The 14,092-nt window shown below is 70.2% G+C and carries 16 protein-coding genes and 1 tRNA gene; 1 reads left to right on the top strand and 16 read right to left on the bottom strand.

Features of this window, described 5'->3' with window-relative positions:
• Positions 1 to 63: 63 nt before the first annotated feature.
• The 3 genes from lysA to GSY65_RS25655 form a co-directional block, all read right to left on the bottom strand.
• Positions 64 to 1,455 (bottom strand): diaminopimelate decarboxylase, encoded by a 1,392-nt coding sequence (lysA, locus tag GSY65_RS25665; RefSeq protein WP_159773082.1) that lies wholly within the window; start codon positions 1,453 to 1,455, stop codon positions 64 to 66.
• 303 nt (positions 1,456 to 1,758) lie between these two features.
• A complete protein-coding gene (gene nrtL / locus GSY65_RS25660) occupies positions 1,759 to 3,213 on the bottom strand; it encodes an ArgS-related anticodon-binding protein NrtL (protein ID WP_159773079.1) in 1,455 nt (484 codons plus the stop codon).
• Between the two features lie 240 nt (positions 3,214 to 3,453).
• Positions 3,454 to 3,948, bottom strand: a complete 495-nt coding sequence (locus GSY65_RS25655; RefSeq protein WP_236580255.1) for a response regulator — start codon at positions 3,946 to 3,948, stop codon at positions 3,454 to 3,456.
• Positions 3,949 to 4,141: 193 nt separating this feature from the next.
• Between GSY65_RS25655 and GSY65_RS25650 the strand changes: the two genes are divergently transcribed.
• Positions 4,142 to 4,213, top strand: a tRNA-Arg gene (locus tag GSY65_RS25650).
• Positions 4,214 to 4,442: 229 nt separating this feature from the next.
• Here GSY65_RS25650 and GSY65_RS25645 read toward each other — a convergent pair.
• The 13 genes from GSY65_RS25645 to GSY65_RS25585 all read right to left on the bottom strand — a co-directional run bounded on the left by GSY65_RS25645 (position 4,443) and on the right by GSY65_RS25585 (position 14,034).
• Positions 4,443 to 5,849: a tyrosine-type recombinase/integrase gene (locus GSY65_RS25645; RefSeq protein ID WP_159773073.1), complete on the bottom strand. Its 1,407-nt coding sequence runs from the start codon at positions 5,847 to 5,849 to the stop codon at positions 4,443 to 4,445.
• Positions 5,846 to 6,040, bottom strand: a complete 195-nt coding sequence (locus GSY65_RS25640) for a helix-turn-helix transcriptional regulator (RefSeq protein WP_055541015.1) — start codon at positions 6,038 to 6,040, stop codon at positions 5,846 to 5,848. Before GSY65_RS25640 ends, GSY65_RS25645 begins: the two co-directional genes overlap by 4 nt.
• Positions 6,016 to 7,383 (bottom strand): replication initiator, encoded by a 1,368-nt coding sequence (locus GSY65_RS25635; protein ID WP_159773070.1) that lies wholly within the window; start codon positions 7,381 to 7,383, stop codon positions 6,016 to 6,018. Before GSY65_RS25635 ends, GSY65_RS25640 begins: the two co-directional genes overlap by 25 nt.
• A 102-nt stretch (positions 7,384 to 7,485) precedes the next feature.
• Positions 7,486 to 7,797 (bottom strand): SpdD-like protein, encoded by a 312-nt coding sequence (locus GSY65_RS25630; protein ID WP_159773068.1) that lies wholly within the window; start codon positions 7,795 to 7,797, stop codon positions 7,486 to 7,488.
• 19 nt (positions 7,798 to 7,816) lie between these two features.
• Positions 7,817 to 7,972, bottom strand: a complete 156-nt coding sequence (locus GSY65_RS25625; RefSeq protein WP_123541968.1) for a hypothetical protein — start codon at positions 7,970 to 7,972, stop codon at positions 7,817 to 7,819.
• Positions 7,973 to 7,988: 16 nt separating this feature from the next.
• Complete coding sequence (locus GSY65_RS25620; RefSeq protein ID WP_159773066.1) at positions 7,989 to 8,168, bottom strand: mobile element transfer protein; 180 nt, start codon at positions 8,166 to 8,168, stop codon at positions 7,989 to 7,991.
• 12 nt (positions 8,169 to 8,180) lie between these two features.
• Positions 8,181 to 8,912, bottom strand: coding sequence for a DUF2637 domain-containing protein (locus GSY65_RS25615; protein ID WP_443043305.1), 732 nt, complete (start codon positions 8,910 to 8,912; stop codon positions 8,181 to 8,183).
• A gap of 88 nt (positions 8,913 to 9,000) precedes the next feature.
• On the bottom strand, positions 9,001 to 10,308 hold the full coding sequence (locus tag GSY65_RS25610; RefSeq protein WP_236580254.1) for an FtsK/SpoIIIE domain-containing protein: 1,308 nt from the start codon (positions 10,306 to 10,308) through the stop codon (positions 9,001 to 9,003).
• An 89-nt stretch (positions 10,309 to 10,397) separates the two neighbouring features.
• Positions 10,398 to 10,745 (bottom strand): SCO3933 family regulatory protein, encoded by a 348-nt coding sequence (locus GSY65_RS25605; RefSeq protein ID WP_055517769.1) that lies wholly within the window; start codon positions 10,743 to 10,745, stop codon positions 10,398 to 10,400.
• A gap of 206 nt (positions 10,746 to 10,951) precedes the next feature.
• On the bottom strand, positions 10,952 to 11,773 hold the full coding sequence (locus GSY65_RS25600; RefSeq protein WP_159773062.1) for a protein phosphatase 2C domain-containing protein: 822 nt from the start codon (positions 11,771 to 11,773) through the stop codon (positions 10,952 to 10,954).
• The gene (locus GSY65_RS25595; protein ID WP_159773060.1) at positions 11,770 to 12,630 is read right to left on the bottom strand and encodes a sigma factor-like helix-turn-helix DNA-binding protein; all 861 of its coding nucleotides are present in this window, start codon (positions 12,628 to 12,630) and stop codon (positions 11,770 to 11,772) included. The genes GSY65_RS25600 and GSY65_RS25595 overlap by 4 nt, the downstream gene beginning before the upstream one ends.
• Before the next feature lie 175 nt (positions 12,631 to 12,805).
• The gene (locus tag GSY65_RS25590; RefSeq protein ID WP_123541982.1) at positions 12,806 to 13,201 is read right to left on the bottom strand and encodes an ATP-binding protein; all 396 of its coding nucleotides are present in this window, start codon (positions 13,199 to 13,201) and stop codon (positions 12,806 to 12,808) included.
• 98 nt (positions 13,202 to 13,299) lie between these two features.
• Complete coding sequence (locus tag GSY65_RS25585; RefSeq protein WP_328707515.1) at positions 13,300 to 14,034, bottom strand: DUF5753 domain-containing protein; 735 nt, start codon at positions 14,032 to 14,034, stop codon at positions 13,300 to 13,302.
• Positions 14,035 to 14,092 lie beyond the last annotated feature (58 nt).

Raw genomic sequence — 14,092 nt, 5'->3', positions numbered from 1 at the left:
TCGTCGGGAGGGAGAAGGTCCTCCTACGCTCCCGACCCGTCGGTCGCGGCACGTCTTCCTCCGTCACCCGACATCGAGACGCAGCAGATCCTCCTCCGTCTCCCGGCGGACGATCACGCGGGCCTCCCCGTCCCTGACCGCGACGACGGGCGGGCGCAGCGCGTGGTTGTAGTTGCTCGCCATGGAACGGCAGTACGCGCCGGTCGCCGGCACCGCGATCAGGTCACCCGGTGCCAGGTCGGCCGGCAGGAACGCGTCCTTCACCACGATGTCACCGCTCTCGCAGTGCTTGCCGACCACCCGCGCCAGCATCGGCTCGGCGTCGGACGTGCGGGACACGAGCGCGACGCTGTACTCGGCGTCGTACAGCGCGGTCCGGATGTTGTCCGACATGCCCCCGTCGACCGAGACGTACGTCCGCAGTCCGTCCAGCGGCTTGATGGTGCCGACCTCGTAGAGCGTGAAGGCGGTCGGCCCGACGATGGCCCGCCCCGGCTCGACGGAGATCCGCGGCGTACGCAGCCGCGCGCCCTCGCACTCACGGGTGACGATCTCGGTGAGCGCCTTGGCGATCTCGTGCGGCTCACGGGGGTCGTCGGCGCTGGTGTAGGCGATGCCGAGACCGCCGCCGAGGTCGATCTCGGGCAGCTCGACGCCGTGCTCGTCGCGGATGTCCTTGAGCAGCCCGACGACGCGGTGGGCGGCGACCTCGAAGCCGGAGGTGTCGAAGATCTGGGACCCGATGTGCGAGTGGATCCCGATGAGCTCCAGCCCGTCCAGCTTCAGCGCCCGCCGGACGGCCTCGGCGGCCTGCCCGCCGGCGAGCGGGATGCCGAACTTCTGGTCCTCGTGCGCGGTGGCGATGAACTCATGGGTGTGTGCCTCGACGCCGACGGTCACCCGGATCTGCACGCGCTGCCGCTTGCCGAGTTCCTGGGCGATGTGCGCGACCCGCACGATCTCCTGGAAGGAGTCGAGGACGATACGGCCGACGCCGGCCTCGATCGCGCGGTGGATCTCCTCCGTGGACTTGTTGTTGCCGTGGAAGGCGATGCGGTCGGCGGGCATGCCGGCGGACAGGGCGGTGGCCAGCTCGCCGCCGGAGCAGACGTCGAGGTTGAGCCCCTCCTCGTGCAGCCAGCGCACGACGGCGCGCGACAGGAACGCCTTGCCGGCGTAGAACACGTCGGCGTCCTGCCCGAACGCGGTGCGCCAGGCGCGGGCGCGGGCGCGGAAGTCGGTCTCGTCGAGGAAGTAGGCGGGCGTGCCGAACTCCTCGGCGAGCGCCTTGACGTCGACCCCGCCGACGCGGACGACGCCGTCGTCCCCACGGTCGACGGTCTCGGCCCACACCTTGGGGTCGAGGGTGTTCAGATCGGCGGGCGGGGCGCTGTAATGCCCCTCCGGCAGCACATCGGCGTGACGGGGCCCGGCGGGGTGTGCGGAACGACTCATGACTGGTCTGACTCTCTCTGCCTATCTGGACTCTGTGCTCGCGGGGCCTGGGGCGGGGGCTTGGGGCCGGGGCCGAGGGCTTGGGGCCGGGGGCTTCGGGCCGGTGGGCTTGGGCTCGGGCTTTCGACTTGCGCCTTGGGCCCTGTGGACTTGTGGCCTTGAGCTTTTCGGCCGGCCTTCTGGCTCGGGGACGGTGGGCCTGAGATCCGGGCCTGTGGTCCGGAACCTGTGACCCACGCTTGTGATGCGGGTTCTTGGCCTGGGACGAGGGCTTGGGGACCGGGGCTTGGGGCCGTGGCTCGCTCAGAGGTATTCGGGTGCGTCGATGCCGAGCAGGGACAGGCCGCCGGCCAGCACCGTCCCGGCGGCTTCGGCAAGCGCCAGCCGGGCCCGGTGGGCGGCCGAGGGTTTCTCGTCGCCGCGCGGCAGCACCGTGTGCTGGAAGGCCAGCAGGGCGTCGGCGGTGACGACCAGGTGCCGGGCGAGACGATCGGGCGTTCGGTGGGTCGCGGCGCGGAGAAGGACGTGGGGGTACTCGGAGATCGCGGTGAGGAGGGGGGTGGCGGGGTCGGATACGGCTGCGACGTCGGGGGTGGTGAGCGCCGCGGCGTCGGGGGCGGTGAAGGGTGCGGCGACGACGCTGTGGTCGATGCGGTCGATGCGGTCGACATGGTCGCGGTCGCCGCGGTCCGCGACGACGCCGGTGATGTGGCCGAAGCCGTCCGACGCGGTGGCGTCGAGGCGGCCCGGGGCGCTGGTGAAGCCGAGGGCGGCGGCGTTACGGGTGAGCGCGCGGGCTCGGGCGTGGGCGTAGCGGACACGGAAGAGGGGGTTGCCGGCGCGCTGCACGAGAAGGTCGGCGGTGATCCGGGGCCGGTCGTGGGCGGCGGGGTGCAGCAGGGCCCAGCGAAGAGCGTCGGGGCCGAGGGGGGTGGGGTCCTCGGGGGCGGGGACGGGCCGGAGGTCGATCGGCTCGGGGGCGGAGATGGGCCGGACCGGGTGAGGGACGTCCAGGCCACGATCTTGTGGTGAGGGGAGGTCGGCGCTCTCCGGATGGCCGGCCAGGGCGGCACATACGTCAGACGCGTCGGACGGGACGAGGCCGGAGGACGCGCCGGACGCCTCAGACACCTCCGTCGCACCCGGCGGCTCGGCCGTATCCGTCGCACCCGGCGGCTCGGTCATACCCGCTGTGTCCGGTACCCCCACTGTGTCGGATGCACCCGGCGTACGCGCCGTACCCGGCGCATGAGGCTCCGCCCCCGGAGTCGTCATCCGGGCCCTGACGTGATGGACCTCGACACGACCTCCCTGGCTGGCGACGATCCGCCCCACCGCGTCGGCGACGACCTCCGCGCGGATGTCGTAGGGGATGCGCAACCGGAGAACCTGCCCGGCGAGGGCGTCGCTGTGACCGTAGGGGAGGTCGTCATCCCGCCGATCGAGAACCTCACGTACGAGGGAGGCGACGGCGTTCCGGTCTAGGTGGATGTTGAGGAACCCGGGCCCGGTGATCTCGACGGCGGCGACGCCCTCGGTCCGGCTGAGGTGGGGCCGCAGGATCTCGGCGACCTGCCGGGGCGGCCGCCCGGCGGGCCGGGCCAGTTGCAGGGCGATGTTGGTGGCGTAGTCGCCACTGCCGCCGGGCCCGGGCGGAGTGACCACCGCCCGTGCGGGCACGGCCACGCTCAGCTCCCCTTGATCCACGGCACGACGCACCGCGTGCAGCACGGTGCGGGAGAGCTCGACGGGGGTCACGGGGACAAGCGTATGGGAGGAGGGGGGTGGGTATGCGAGCAGGTTTCCGGTGTGGTCCGGGATGTGGACAGCCGTGGATGGATGGGCGGGCGAGGAGGCGGGACGGGGGGACGGGACCCGGGGTGGTCGGGGAGCCCGTCGGCGGGGGCGGGCCCGACAAGCGCGCCGGGCTCGAAGGGTACGAGGACGGGGCGACCAGGACGACGACCAGCACGACCTGACGGAACGAGCCGACGCCGGTCAGCTACCGGACCGCCCGGCGCACTCCGCACCCTCACCCCCACCGCCGCCACCGACAACGCCACTCGTGCCGCCGGAGGGGGCGGTGGCACTGGTGTCGGCGCCGGCACCGATCCCTAACTGCATGGAGGGATCAGACTCTCCGCGCTCGACCAACTGCCTGACGAGGGAGACGAGTTCGTCGGGCTCGAAGGGCTTGGCGAGGAAGGCGTCGACACCGACGTCGAGCCCGGCCTCGACCTCGTACTGGGTACAGGCACTGACGATGGCGAGGGGCAACCGCTTGGTGCGGGAGTCACTGCGGAGACGGGCGGCGGTACGCAGGCCGTCGAGCCGGGGCATCACCACGTCGAGAGTGATGACATCGGGGCGCACTTGATGAACGACATCCAGACACTCGGCACCGTCGGCCGCGGTCACCACCTCGAAGCCCTCCAGCTCGAGGTTGACCCTGATCAGCTGCCGGATGACCTTGTTGTCGTCCACAACAAGCACCCGACCGGACACGCCTGGCACAACTCGAGAGTAGGTCCGCACGCACCGCCGCGTCCGGGTTTTCCCCACTTCCGCCCCCTGCGGGCGACCTCCCCCTGCTCAACCCCACCCCCACACCCCGATAACCGTTCATGACCTGCCCCACGGAGCTGGTAGTGTTCTACCCGTCGCCGCCGAACAAGGCGCCCGACACGCCCCCGTAGCTCAGGGGATAGAGCAACGGCCTCCGGAGCCGTGTGCGCAGGTTCGAATCCTGCCGGGGGCACCTTGCATGAGGTGCCCAAAGACCCCGTCACCAGCGGAAACGCTGAGGCCGGGGTCTTCGTGTTTGTGCAGCCGTGTGCCGCTCGGAGCGGCTGTATGTCGGACGCTGTGGACTATGTGTGGACTGGCCGCAGGCCAGGAATCCGCAGGTCAGCCCCGGAAAACGCCGAGGCCCCCGGACGGGAGTCCAGGGGCCATCATGCCGCAGGTGTGCGTGAGGAGTGCGTGGATCAGAGCCCGGCGCCGGGCCGGTCCTCCTGGTCGTCATCCTCGCCGAGGAGTTCGGCGATCCGCCGATTGGCGACGTCCTGTCGACCGTCGAGGCACTTGGCGTACCGGCTCAGGAGCACTTCGACGCTGTTGCCCGCGCGCTCCGCGACCTCGGTGGGGTCCACGCCGGCGTTGAGCCAGGAGGAGAGCGCAGCGTGCCGCAGGTCGTACGGCCGAGCGGCCAACGGCGAGGCCACCTGCTCCGGCGTGAGCGCCAGGTGTCGAGCCTCGTCCCACACGCGCCAATAGGTGGTGGAGGCGACCACTCCCCCGCGCTCGTTGGCGAACATCCGCCCGTCCTTGGCAGTGCCGAACTCCTCGATGTGAGCGAGGAGCATACGGACGAGGCGAGGCGGGATTGGGACGATGCGGGTTTCGTTCGCGGGGCGGTTCTTGAGGCCACGGTTGTCGTGAACTTCCCCGGTTCCGGTCCAGCGCTTTCCAACGGTGGGGCGGGTCTTCTCCAGGATCAGAGAACCCCACCCCGTTTCCGGCAACGTGCAGTCGGGGCGGCGCAGGGCCACGGCTTCCGCCGGCCGGAGCCCACCGAAGTACATGCAGGCGAAGAGCGCGACGAGACGGCGCCCACGGGCCCGGCGATAGCCACCCACGTACGAAACAGCGGCGAGGAGGTCTCGGGCTTGCTGAGGGTTCACCACCACCCGGCGGTCTACTTCCTTGGTGACCTTGGGCAGCTTCCACTTCACCAGCGTGACGGGGTTCTCGGGCAGCTCCCCCAGTTCGACCGCGTAGGCGAGGGCGTTGAAGAGGACTGCTCGCTTGCGCCGCACCGTCTCGGCAGCCGCCGGTTCCCCGGAAAGCCTGAGCTTGAGCGAGTCGAGGACGCGACGGATGTCCGCCGGATTCTTGAGCGTGGCCAGCGGCAGCGAGGCTTTGGCCACCCACCGAAGAGCGTTCGCGATGTCTACCGGAGCCTCGTCCTCGTCCCCGGCCTGGACTACGAAGGCCCAGCCGCGCAGAGCACGCCGCAAGATGTCGTCGGCCGGGCGCCCAGGCCGATCCCCCAGAAGTTCCGTCGTGACGAGGGTCATGGTCTCGTTCAGACTGTCGCGGGAGTTCGGAGCGGCGTGCGGCCACTTCATGGCGACGTACGCCCGCGCGAAGTCGTACCAGGTGCGGGACTCTTTGGCAGGTGCCATGGAGTCCGGCAGCCCGGTTTCCGTGTCGAACGCCTCGCCCTTCTGAGCAGCCCGGAGGAGCTTTGCGCGGAAGTTGTCGGCGAGTGCCTTCGTTCGGAAGGTCTCCGAGAACGGCGGAGCATCAGCGACCTTCCACCGGACGTCGTAGGACGGCGTTTTGTACGGCCGCTTACGGATGCTCCACACCTTCACGTCATGCGACTTCACGCCGCCTCCCCGAGTCCGTGAAGCCACGCGGTGAAGTCGCTCCGCCACACGCGGAGTTCGCCGTTCGGAAGCTTGATCGCCTCCGGAGCCTGCCCCAGCTCACGCCAGCGGTAGAAGGTGCGGCGGGAGACTCCGCCCAGCTCGGAGAGGATCTGTGGGACGGTCATCAGTTCGTCTCGTCGGCGATCCATGCCGAGTCTCCTTCCGTGTCGGGGGTGGCGTCGGGCCGACGCGATGTCGCGAACCAGGTCTCAGCAGCAGTCAGGCCAGTGCCGGCGAACCGCCAGTGGGAGAGGACGAGGACGGTGTCCGGGTCGGGTAGCGGGTGGCCTGCTTCGGCGGCGCGGGCGCGGGTGAGGGCTTCGTTGTAGTCGGCGCGTTCCTGGCGGAGGGCTCCGAGGGTGACGGAGTAGGCGCGGGACTTGGTGGAAAAGTGGCCGCGGAAGCCGAGCATGTGGGCCCACTTGCGCAGGCGCAGGGCTTCGAGTTCGGGGAGGGCGCCGAGGTGCCAGCAGGTGAGGATCAGCTGTCGGGCGTGGTCGGTGACCTGGGCCCCGATGAGGTCGGTGATCGGGTTACGGATGGGGCGGTCGAGGGTGCCTGCGGTCTCGGCGCCCTTGGTGGCGTACTTCGCGATGTACGAGGCGACGGCGCGGCTCGACAGCTCTGAGGTGCCCGCGAAGTCCGCCGAGCGGATGGGGCGGATGTCGAGCTGTTTGCCGAAGCGGAAGGTGTAGGGGCGTCCGTCGAGGAGGGGGCCGGGGGTCTCTGTGAGGCGGGCCGCTGTGCGGATGGCGTCGGTGAGGAGTTCGGTGGTGGCCCAGGGCGGTGGGGTGTCCTCGGCGCCTTCCGGGCCGTCGAGGCGGATCACGGCGTGGAAGTGGACGGCGCCACGCCGCTGGTACTCGGCAACCTTGGCGTAGGAGACCTTGACGCTGTGGCGCAGCGCCGTGCGGGTGATGCCCGCTCGTGAGGCGAGTTGTTGGCGCAGGTAGGTGGTGAAGCGGGCCCAGAGTGCACCGGCGTGGGCGTTCCACAGGACGGCGGCGCGGTAGTCGTACCGGTCCGGGTCGAGTGGCGTGCCGAGTGCGGGGTCGTCGTCGGGGTGGGCCCGGCCGCAGCGGCATCGGCCGCCGGTGGGGCGGTTGTGGACGGGGCCGAAGGAGGGGGCGGTGAAGGTGGCGAAGACGCGGGGGTGTTGGGCGACGGCCGGGCCGATGCCCTTGCCGCCGCTCAGTCCGGCTGTGACGAGGTGGAAGGTGTCTTTGCGGTACACCTCGGCGCAGGCGGCGCATCTGGTGGCCCGGCGGTTGTTGCAGCGGATGAGGAGCTGTCCGGCCGGAAGGTCGTTGTCAGTGATCTCCCGGACGATCTCTCCCGTTGCGGCGTGGACGTCGAGCCGGTGGCCCTCCATCCGTACGGGCCGCTTGCAGCCGCCCAGGCGCTGGATCTGCCGGGCGTAGGCGCCGAGGTCGCCGTAGCGGGCGAGGGCGGCCAGGTGGCGGATGGCTCCGAGGGGAGCCGGGGGACGCATGTGCGGGTTCCTCCTTGCAGGGATCGCGGGTCTGGCGCGCCCGACCCATCTGTCGAGGGGGCTAGACAGTATGGGTAGGGCCGGGCGCGTGGAGTCGTCGCGTCAGCGGTCGCGGCGGGTGAGGAGAGAACGGATGACGACGGCGCACACGGCGGTCGAGGTGGCCGTGACGGCGACGGCGAGGAGCATGGAGACGAGGACGGCGCCGACGACCAGGACCACGGCGGTGCCGCCGCCGACGAGGGCGAGCGCGGTGCCGGGAGTGAGCTGGACGGCCGGACGGGACGGCGCGGGGGCGGCGGGTGCTGGCTGCGCGGTCAGGGCGGCCGGGGTGGCGACGGTCGACTCGATGACCGCAGGCGGTGTCACCAGGCCGGTGGGCTGAGGCATGGTCGGGATCTTGGGCCGGAGCATGAGCGGGTCTCCTTCTCGGTTACTTGACGAGGGAGTTGATGACGGGGGCCAGCAGGCTGTCGGCGATGAGGTAGCCGCCGAGGAGCAGCACGGTGATGAGCCACCAGGGCGGGCGGATGAGCTTGACGCCCAGGACCCCGATGCAGAGGAGGGCGAGCCAGAGCGGTACGTCCATGAGGGGTGGTCTCCTGTCAGGCCGAGCAGCGGTGGGTGCGGGCGGCGAGTTCGGCGGCGGCGCGTGAGTCGTACTCGGCGGAGAAGTCGCACCGGGGCGCGGTACAGGCGGCCAGGTGGCGGTGCTTGCCGCGTTCGAGGTAGGAGGCGACGTTCACGGGGCCGATACGGCGGACGTTGCGGAAGCGGCGATGCATGGCGGTCCCTTCTCAGAGGTGAGCGGCGACGGACGCGGTCATGGACGGGGGCAGGCCGAGCCGGGCGCGTACGGCGTCGGGGTCGGCGGGGTGGCCGGTGGCCGAGCGGTGTTCGTCGGCGAGCTCCCGGACGCGGTCGACGAGAGCGGGAGGGAGAGCGACGGCGGGAACGGCCGCCGGGACCCGAGCAGGGGTGGAGTCGATCACCGGGCCGGCGACGGTGGTTGGTTTGCTGGTGGTGGGTTCAGGGGCGGGGTCGGTGGCCGGGAGCGCGACCGGGTCGGGCATGTCGACGGTCGTCGGGGCGGAGCGTGATTCCTCGTGCGGGTCAGTCGTCGACGAGGCCGGGACCTCGGGCGCTTCCTGGGGGTGGTGTGGTGTGTGGGCGAGGAGCGTGCCGCCGAAGAAGGCGACGGCCGGCCAGCCCGCGACCAGGACGCGGAGCCAGGCGGGGACGTGGTCGAGGTCGAGGAGCCCGGCGGTGGCGACGTTGGCGCCGAGGGAGGCGGTCAGGGCCACCAGGAACCACAGCCGCGGCCCCCCGGCCCCCAGGCCCGCTCGCTGTGCCTGCCGCATCCGGCGCCAGGCGGCGACCAGCAGTAGGTCGACGCTGACGGGGTAGGCCCAGGCCTTCCAGCCGCCCTGTCCGGCCGCTTCGGCGAGGTCGTGCAGGTGGGAGAAGGACAGGGCACCGGCGATGACGGCCTGGACGATCACGGCGTCGACCCGCAGGCGCTTGACCATGGCGGTCATCGGGTTTCCTTCCGGTTATTGGCATGGGAGAGGTAGGGACGTGGCGCGAGACGGTCGCGCCGACCGGGTGAGGAAGGGGCTACTCGGTCACCGGCTGGGCGGTGGGAACGGCAGCGGTGGCAGAGGACGGGACGGCGGACTCCACGGCGACGGCGGGCCGGAAGGAGTCGAGCCGGGGCAGGTCCGGCATCAGTGCGGCGGTATCACGGCACACGGCCGCCGCTTCGGCGAGGGTGAAGTGTGGTGCGCGGACGCGGGACCAGCCGCCAGAGGAGTCACCGACGACGGCGACGCCGGGGCGTTCGGCCGGGATGGCGGTAGCAGCGAGGGCCGCTTCCGGGGAGATGTCGGCGAGTGCCATGTTCGCCGAGGCTTCATCGTTGACGCGGTGGCAGACGCGGCCGGTCAGCTGGGCACGGAGCATGGTGGCCCCCTTGCCGAGTTCGGATCCGAAACGCTGCCCGCACACCTCCAGGTAGATGCCGGCCGCACGCCCGAGCTGGGCGAGGCGAATCAGCTTGGTGACCATGGCGTCTCGTCGCTTCTCGTCGTCCCGGTTCGCGGCGAGGAACAGTTCCGCCACTTCGTCGACGACGACTACGACCGGCACCGGCCGTACGGCTTCCGGCAGCCCCCACACATCCGAGGTGAGCACGGCGTCCGGATCGGCCCCACTGCCCGCACCACTACGGAGCCCGATGAGCCGGAATCGTGCCTCCATCTCGTCCACCAGCGCGTCCAGGAGTTCGTCAGCCCGGTCGGGAGTGTCGGCGAGCGCGGACAACCGTGGTGCGAACGGGGCGAGTTCCACGCCCCACTTGCAGTCGATGCCGACGAGCACGACCGACTGCCGGGCCAGACCGCACAGCAGATTGCGCAGGTAGACGGATTTGCCGGACTGCGTGGCGCCGAGGATCAGTTCGTGCGGCACGGTGCGGAAGTCCCGTACGTGCCACTCACCGTCTTCCCGCAGCGCCAGCGGCAGGCGAAGCGGATCGGACCCCGGCCGACGCCGGGCCGGCTTGACCTCGGCGAGCACGTCCCAGCCGACGAGCCTCAGTTCGAGCCGCCCCGGCTTTGTGGTGCGGACGTACACGGCATGGACGCCCCAGGCGTGCCGCAGCCGGTCGGCGGAGGCCATGAAGTCCTCGGGAGCCTGACCCGCCGCCATACGCAGCCGCATCACGAGACCGGACCCGGTCGGCAGCGGGAACGACCGCCGAGGCGGTACCGGCGCGGCCTGGCGCCCGACCATCCGGGCGGTGGCCCGACGGACGGCCGAGGCCGGGACCGTCAGACCACACGCGTCCATCGTGTCCCGGTACGACACGAGCACCCTCAGCGCGGCGACCGGATAGCCGAGGAGCCACCAGAACACGACCGGCATACGACGGCGCACGACCAGTAGCGCGACCAGGACCAGCAGGACCGGCAGCAGAATCGATAGCGGAACCCGGAATCCCTCCGTCACGGCGATCAACCCTGAACCGGAGCCGGGGCGTTGACCATGACGGCGTCGGCCCGGTAGGCGATGCCGTGCCGGGCGCGCCCCCCGAACTCGCTCTCCCAGGGCCGAGCGACCAGACCGGACAGGATGACCGGGGCGCCCATGACCAGACCGTCACCGATGCCCTGCTCGGGAACGGTCACCTTGATCATGTCCGAGCCACCGGCCGCGATGAACACCAACTCCACGGTCATAAGCCGCTGGTTGGTCACCGGGTCAACGGCCACCTCACCGGTCTGCCGGTCCCTCACCTTGACCTCCGGCAGCTTGGTGATGAGCAGCGTCGCGGCCGAGGTGTCCACGGGGATGACACGCATTGTCTGTACCTCACAGGGTCGTTGATGCCCACTCGCTGAGCAGCACCATTCCAACTGGATACCCCCCTAGACAGCATGAAGGGAGGGTGACCGCCGCCTGAACTGTCTAGGGGGGTCTACAGCTAAGGTAAACGACCGTCGCTCGAACTGTCTAGGGGGGTATACGAGTTGGGTCGCGGCCTCACCGCTCGCGTGAGTTGCGTGCGTCAGTCCAAGGCCCAGTGGAGGGCGGTCGCGTCGTCGCGAGCCTTGCCCCGCGGCCAGCGCCGGCCCTCTGGGTCGCCAGCCTCGGCTTCCCGTACACGGCGGATCAGCTCATCCGGCCCCGACGAGTCGAGGAGAGACAACGTCTCGCTCCAGTCCGCGAGTTCGAACCGGTCGACGAGTCGCGTGGCACCGTCGCTCATCAGCGTCACGGACGCCAGCGAGTCCAGCGGCACCGTCCCGGTCAGAGCATGCTCGGCCGCCCGTGGATCGGGGCCGGCGATCCAGAAGCCGCCCGGCCGGTTGCGGAGCCCGGTAAGGGCATCCCGGTACTCGGCGAGCGCGGCAGTGTGTTCCGGCGATCCGGTGGGCAGTTGGTCGACGGCCCCGCGCAGCCGCTTGCCGACCTCGTCCAGGCGCCGGTCGGTGACGACGGTCGTACGGCCTTCCCTGTCTGCCAGCAGCAGGGAGGAGTCGCCGAGAACGAGGTACTCAAGAGCTCCCCCGCCGAGCCGCGCGGCGACGACCGTACTGGTGGGACTGGCCCGGTAGGCGAGGTCGCAACTGTCCTCGTGCAGCGACCGGACGAGACTGATCGAGTCGGCGAGGCAGTCGGCGAGCGGCCTGGCGGGATGCGCGGTCATGCTGCGCAGCAGCAGAGCGCCCAGGGTTGCGGAGAACCAGGCGACGCCGTGCGTGCAACCGGTCTCAGCCCCGCCCACACCGGCACCGTCGAGGACAACGGCCGCGCCGGGGGCGGCAGCGGCGAAGTCCTCGTTCTCGCGGTCGGGTTCGGCGGGCAGTGTGGTGAGGGCGAACCTCACCCCGCTGCCTCCGTCGCCTCTTCGTCATGCCGGTAGAGGGGGCAGAGCAGCTCGGCGGACTGCGGTTCGCTGGTCTCCGGGTCGTACTCGACGCCGACCAGCGTGGAGAACCGGCGGTCACCGACCTGGCCCCACAGCGTGTTCAGGTCGCTGGCGAGCAGCTGCACGACGCCGAGAGAACCCTGAGTGTGGATACCGGCGATGGCGAGCAACGAACCGTTGCCGTCCGGGCGCGGCAGCCGGCCGAGGTATCCGACGTCGTACGGCCGGGCCGGGTCGCTGTCCTGGCCCGACCGGTACACGGTGCCGGTGCGCCGGTCCACCACCGTCCAGGGCCCGTCTTCCGCGCGCTCCCAGCTCAGAACGGGATCTTGTGCGTACGTGTCCCACATCTCCTGGGACATACGCGGCCCACAGACGACGACCAGGCCGTCTCGATTGAGGTCGATCTCTCCACCGACCGACACATGCTCCGAGGCGACTTCGAGCCCGTATGTCCGCGCGAGGTCTTCCAGCCGCTTGCCGGAGCTGACGTCGTCCATGGCGACGACCGTCCGCCCGTGCTCGTCATCACGCCGCAGAGGCGTAGCGACGACGACGGAACCCCGGCCGAGGAAGGCCCCTTCCGGCGCCGGACCGGTGTGCCGGATCTGGTGAATGCGCCCGCGGCTCAGGCCCGCCTTCTCGGCGATCTGCGCATACGACAGCCCTTGCGCGTGCAGGTCCTGGACCACGCGTCGACGAAGGCGAGCCAGCTCGGTCACCTCCTGCTGTGCATCAGCCAACCGGGTCGTGACCTCGCGCAACAGCCGGTACGGATCATCAATCGCCATGATCCGCTGCAACTCGTCCGACATGACTTCACCTCCTAGCACTAACCAGGAGTCTAGGGCCCTAGACGGAATGGGCGGGAGACGGCGTCCCGTACTTACGCCGACCACGTAGAACCGCGACCGTCTGCCGGGCACCCCCCGAGGGCTCACCCGTCACCGCCCGCGAGGCGACCAGAGACGACCGTCGAGGCGGACGCGATCACACGCCCTCCCGCACCAGGTCCGCCCACACGGTCCGCCCGTCGGGCCAGCTCTTGATACCCCAGTCCTTGGCGCATGCGGCCACCAGCGCCAGACCGCGACCACCCTCATCCCGGTCCGTCACGTCACACAGGTGAGGCTCGCGTTCACCGCCCACATCGACTACCTCGATGCGCACAAGGTCACTGTCGTCGCCGAAGCTGACGACCACGACGAACCAGCCGCCGGCCGCGCCGCTCAACGAATGCCGCACAGCGTTTGTCGCAAGCTCACTGACGACCAGGACCGCGTCGTCGACCGGTCCTCGCTCCTCCAGCAGAGCAGCGACGAAGCGTCGAGCATGACCCACCTCCTCGGCCAGGCCGGGAAAGGCGCGGCACCACTTGGTACGCATGGGAGATCCCTCACTCTACGTCTAGGGGGCTAGACAGCGCAACGGCAGAGTATTCCCATGACGGAGCAGCAAGCTAGGCATCTAGAGGAATTATTCCTCTATCGAGTGAGGGTGTCTCCCAAGCTGCGGAAGTCCGCCATCGAACGCACCAACAGCTCCCGCACCTCGTCGCCGAAGACGGCCGCTTCCTTGAAGCGGGCGAACGTCTCCTCGTAAGCGGCCAGTTCAGCGGAGTCAGCCGACACACGCTCACGGTCGAAGGTCTCGACGACAACGGCCCTCTGATCGCACAGGGTGAATCCGTGCCGAGGCAGCACCGGCACCCGCCGACGCCACGGGATGACACCGAGCCGCACCGTGTCCAGGCTCTCGACAGCCAGCAGCCGGTCGAGCTGGGCGAGCATGAGCGCAGGAGTCCCCGGCCAGGTACGCAACACGGCTTCGGTCAGCACGAACACCGACTCCCGACCCGGCTCGTACAACACGCTCTGCCGCTCGATGCGGGCAGCCACCGCCCGACCGATGGCATCAGGCGTCGAGTTCGGCACACTCGCGAAGACATGCCGGGCGTACTCCGCGGTCTGAAGCAGGGCCGGCAACACAACGCACTGGAACGACCTCACCAGCTGCGCGGACCGCACTTCTTCGTCAACGGTGCTGGCGGCGCCCGCAGTTGTGCCCTCTGCCTGTTGGTCAGCACCCGGAGCGGCCATCACAGCATGCAGCAGCTCACGAACCTCACGAGCGGTCGACTCATCGAGACCGAGAGCGCCTGAGAGGCGGTCGAGCACATCAACGCTCGGAACCATGCGGCCGGTCTCGACCTTGGACACAGTCGGCTGTCCTACCCCGGCACGCTGCGCTAGGGTGTGTGTCGAAAGTGGATCTTGA

It is taken from the genome of Streptomyces sp. HM190 (assembly GCF_009857135.1).
GTDB lineage: Bacteria > Actinomycetota > Actinomycetes > Streptomycetales > Streptomycetaceae > Streptomyces > Streptomyces heilongjiangensis.
The sequence above is the reverse complement of the archived record's forward strand: the minus strand, read 5'-3'. Positions and strand labels throughout refer to the sequence as shown.

Bases quoted from the DNA above. Each gene is read 5' to 3' on its own strand.
- lysA (WP_159773082.1), bottom strand. From the start codon at position 1,455: ATGAGTCGTTCCGCACACCCCGCCGGGCCCCGTCACGCCGATGTGCTG.
- GSY65_RS25640 (WP_055541015.1), bottom strand. From the start codon at position 6,040: ATGGATCGCCGACGAGACGAACTGATGACCGTCCCACAGATCCTCTCC.
- GSY65_RS25635 (WP_159773070.1), bottom strand. From the start codon at position 7,383: ATGCGTCCCCCGGCTCCCCTCGGAGCCATCCGCCACCTGGCCGCCCTC.
- GSY65_RS25630 (WP_159773068.1), bottom strand. From the start codon at position 7,797: ATGCTCCGGCCCAAGATCCCGACCATGCCTCAGCCCACCGGCCTGGTG.
- GSY65_RS25625 (WP_123541968.1), bottom strand. From the start codon at position 7,972: ATGGACGTACCGCTCTGGCTCGCCCTCCTCTGCATCGGGGTCCTGGGC.
- GSY65_RS25620 (WP_159773066.1), bottom strand. From the start codon at position 8,168: ATGCATCGCCGCTTCCGCAACGTCCGCCGTATCGGCCCCGTGAACGTC.
- GSY65_RS25615 (WP_443043305.1), bottom strand. From the start codon at position 8,912: ATGGTCAAGCGCCTGCGGGTCGACGCCGTGATCGTCCAGGCCGTCATC.
- GSY65_RS25610 (WP_236580254.1), bottom strand. From the start codon at position 10,308: ATGCCGGTCGTGTTCTGGTGGCTCCTCGGCTATCCGGTCGCCGCGCTG.
- GSY65_RS25605 (WP_055517769.1), bottom strand. From the start codon at position 10,745: ATGCGTGTCATCCCCGTGGACACCTCGGCCGCGACGCTGCTCATCACC.
- GSY65_RS25595 (WP_159773060.1), bottom strand. From the start codon at position 12,630: ATGTCGGACGAGTTGCAGCGGATCATGGCGATTGATGATCCGTACCGG.
- GSY65_RS25590 (WP_123541982.1), bottom strand. From the start codon at position 13,201: ATGCGTACCAAGTGGTGCCGCGCCTTTCCCGGCCTGGCCGAGGAGGTG.